The organism is Fodinibius sp. SL11 (genome assembly GCF_052060035.1).
GTDB lineage: Bacteria > Bacteroidota > Rhodothermia > Balneolales > Balneolaceae > Fodinibius.
This window is the reverse complement of record NZ_JBPOEA010000034.1, coordinates 1-3,871: the sequence shown is the minus strand read 5'-3', so window position 1 is coordinate 3,871 and position 3,871 is coordinate 1. Positions and strand designations below refer to the sequence as shown.

At 38.7% G+C, this 3,871-nt stretch carries 3 protein-coding genes; 2 read left to right on the top strand and 1 reads right to left on the bottom strand.

Going from position 1 to position 3,871, the window contains the following annotated elements; all coding sequences use genetic code 11:
- On the bottom strand, nt 1-2,237 hold a 2,237-nt coding region (locus ACQ76V_RS15990; protein WP_441001505.1), incomplete at its 3' end, for a PAS domain S-box protein.
- Nucleotides 2,238-2,572: 335 nt separating this feature from the next.
- Between ACQ76V_RS15990 and ACQ76V_RS15985 the strand changes: the two genes are divergently transcribed.
- Both ACQ76V_RS15985 and ACQ76V_RS15980 read left to right on the top strand, forming a co-directional pair.
- Nucleotides 2,573-3,133, top strand: coding sequence for a type IV pilus modification PilV family protein (locus ACQ76V_RS15985; RefSeq protein WP_441001504.1), 561 nt, complete (start codon nt 2,573-2,575; stop codon nt 3,131-3,133).
- Nucleotides 3,134-3,145: 12 nt separating this feature from the next.
- The gene (locus ACQ76V_RS15980) at nt 3,146-3,790 is read left to right on the top strand and encodes a hypothetical protein (RefSeq protein ID WP_441001503.1); all 645 of its coding nucleotides are present in this window, start codon (nt 3,146-3,148) and stop codon (nt 3,788-3,790) included.
- Nucleotides 3,791-3,871 lie beyond the last annotated feature (81 nt).

Below are 3,871 nucleotides of genomic sequence, written 5' to 3'. Positions count from 1 at the left end.
CGTACTACAAAAGCGCGATCGTAAATATATTTGTAGCTGCTATCTGCGCATTTGAAGCGATATTCAAACTGAATACGATCTTTATCCGAATAAAGAGTTTCATCAAGTTTATCCTGAACATACTGCTGGTCAGCTGGATGTAGTTTATTGCGCCACCACTGACTTACCTCTTTAACCTCATCTTTTTCATATCCAAACATGGAATAGATGTTCTGATTGTATCGGATGGTATCAGTTCGCAAATCCAGATCCCATATGGTATCGCTGGTAGCTTTCGACACAATATCATAGCGTTCAACGCTTTCCTGTAATTTTTGACTTCGTTCAATTTCGGAGGTCACATCTTTTTCAATGGCTATATAACCGGTGCAGCGGCCTTCATCATTCAAGATAGGATCGATGGTCATATCCAGCCAGTATTTGCGACCGTTTTTAGCATAGTTCAGTATAACTTCTTGGACCGTTTCCAGCTTTTTAAGCTTATCAGCAATATGTTGTACAGTATCAGGATCAGTTTCGGGACCTTGTAATAACTCTCCGGGATTTTTTCCGATAATTTCGTCTAACATATATCCCGTTTCTTCCTCAAAAGCATCGTTAACCCAGGTGATATGTTCCTTGGCATCGGTAATAACAATCATGTCGGTTGTTTTGGAGGCAACCAATGATAATTGCTCAAGCTTACCCTCATAATTTTTTTGATCAGTAATATCAGTGAGTGATCCCACAATGGCTATGGTTTCTCCGTTTTCTACAATGGGAGCCTCATTAACTTGTACCCAAATCTTTTCTCCACTTTTTTTATGCAGCTGAAGCTCAAAGGGAGGTTGTGATCGTCCGGTGTCGATAGCTTTTTGCGTCTGTTGGATGCCTTCTTTGTTAATGGGATGATCAGTCACATATTCAGTCCAGCGACGTTTGGCTTCTTCAACATTATAACCAAGAATATCTCTACACTGTGGGCTTACATAGGAGAGCACGTGATTGGTATCGTGACGATAGAACATATTGGTACTGTTTTCGACAATTTCACGCAGCTTTTGTTCAGTATTTTTGAGTTTCTCTTCAGCCTGTTTACGGGTGGTAATATTTTGGGTACTGCCATATATGCGCTGGCATTTTCCATCTTTATATTCGGCCTCTCCAACAGCACGAATCCAGCGCTCATTGCCTTTAGCAGTAATGATTTTGAGTTCTTCATCGAAGGGTATGGCTTCATCTATGGCCTGTTGAACAGCTTCTTGAATTTTGTCACGGTGATAGCCGGCCTTATAGAAATTTATTGCTGAATCCAGATCAGGTTCAAAGTTTATATCAACTTCATGCAGACGCTTTATTTCGTTAGACCAATGCAGGGTTTGTTTGGTAAGATCCAGTTCCCAATGACCAATTTGAGCAAGGTCGTATGCTTTGGCGATAATTTTGTCTTTTTCCTTCAGATCTTTTCTTGATTGTATATGATTGATTTTGAGATTTAAAAGATCTGTAATGAAATCCAAAAGCTGTTGTTCCTCCTGAAGAAAAGGGCCTTGGTCTTTGGTGGGTTTTTCCTCAGTGTATACAACACAAATGGTTAGTGTCCCTAATGATAATGGATCAGATTTTTGGGAGCGTAAGACCCATGGTGTTTCTCGATAATGCTCAGTGGTAAACGTTTGGTTTTTAAAATGTATCGATGCTTCTGTTATTTCGGGATAAGCCCACCCCTCTGGCAAGTACTCCAGTGTTTTTTTTAAGAGTTCTTGAGTCGTTAACTGCTTTTCATTCAAGCTGGAAATATTATATATGCAAGCCTGCTCTTTTGTGCACTCCAGCAAACTCTCATAAACAGTTATATTCTCATTCGTAGCATTCTTCAGCTGATCTGTTTTGAGTAACGCACGCTTTATTACAGATTTTAGACGATCCAGATTGCTTTTATTAACATAATCCGAGGCCCCTTGATGGATGGCATCAACGACCTTTTCTTCACCAATGTGCTCTCCAATGAAAATAAAAGGGAGGCCGGGAACATGTTCTCTTACGAATGTTAAAGCTTTGGAACCCTTAAAGTCAGAAAGATGATAATCACTGATGATAAGGTGAGGCGTATTTTCAACAAGTGTTGAATCGAGTTCTTGCAGGGTTTGAATGGTCGTAACCTCGTGATCTATCCCAATATCGGATAGCCGGTTGCGTATAAGTTCGGCTTCCTTTCCATCATCTTCGATGAGTAATATTTGGTAGAACTTATCCATAAGAGAGCCAAAAATTAAAGCTAATCAATTTTTCACCTGCACAAAGTATCCGGTTTCAATCGAATTGTAGATCAAAAGAAATGCTAAATTCACAATCTGTTGTTATTGTATGAAATTAGCGGGTCAATCACTATAAAAGTTTATAATTACAAAGACTTAACTTTTTTATATGGAGAAAACTCCATAACTAATTATCTCATACATGTTAATAACGTATAGGACAGGTAATGATCGTACGTTCAATTATATTTTATGGCTTACATTAGAATGTCATAGGTAAATTGACTAAATGTTAATATTTTCTAATGTTGATAAAAATAAGTAGATAAAAAATTATGGCGGGATACGGTGAATTATTACAGACAATGGCGGCCATCGTCATCTTTGGGCTCATCTTGATGAGTGCCAATCGCATGATTCAGCGCAATACCATGATGCAGGTCGAAGGAGAACTTGAGCAGGAAGTAGTGGCCTTGGCTCAGGATATTATTGAAGAAAGCCGCACGTTGGAGTTTGATGAAAACAGTCAGGGCGAAGTACCCCCTACAAAAATTCCCGATGATTTCACGAATCCTGGAAATCTTGGATCTGATAAAGATGCTTCTAACCCGGAGGTCAATGATGATTTAGACGGGGATGGTACAGTACAACGGAATGAATTTGACGATTTTGATGATTATCACGAGTGGAAAGACACACTTGAAACTGCACACGGGCGGTTCTTTTTGGAAACGGAAGTTTTTTATGTGGATGAGACCAACTATGAGAAATCCGGGGGGAGGACGACCTTTAAGAAAATTCGCGTAAATATTGTTAATGAATTTCTCCAAAAAAGTAATGCAGAGAACCCTACAACTTATTATTTGGAGTTCATTCGAAATTATTATGCTGATTAAACACTTACTGCTATGAATGCGGGATTAATAACCAGTTTTATTGTTGCCGGAATTTTGATGGTATCAATCATTAACATGAACACCTCTGTTGTCAATAGTTCATCGGAACTGACCATGACGCAATTTACACGGGAACGGATGGCAAGCATTTCTCGCATGATTTCCGAAGACATCCAGAAAATGGGATACAACAGAACGGGTAAAACGGATCCAATTTTACAAGTGGCTAACAGTCATAAAATCAAATTTCATAGTAATATTGATAATAGTACTGACAATTCTGTAGAAGTGATAACGTGGGAGTTTCGCAAAGATTTGGAAATCACTTCTTCTAAAAATCAAAACGATCGTGTTTTACATCGAATTGTCAAGAATGAGGATGGAAGTGAGGAGGTAACAGAAATAAAGTTGGGTGTCACGGAATTCAAGATAGGATATTATACCACTTACGGTGGATCTATTTCTGAAGATAGTTTGTCAACTCCTGTTGATGGTTCATTATATGATGACCTTAAACAGTTTTATATAAAATTGAAGGTCGAAAGCCCGGAAAAAATTGTTATGGGTTCCAAAGGAGAAGGGCGTTATATAACATCAGTATGGGAAAAACGCTTTTCTCCACCGAACTTAGAAGAAACTGCAGAAAATAATAATTAACGAGGTACTACTATGGGACGTGCAATGCTTATCATCTGTTCGGCTGCACTTATTTCGCTGGGGATTATAGGAATAAGTACA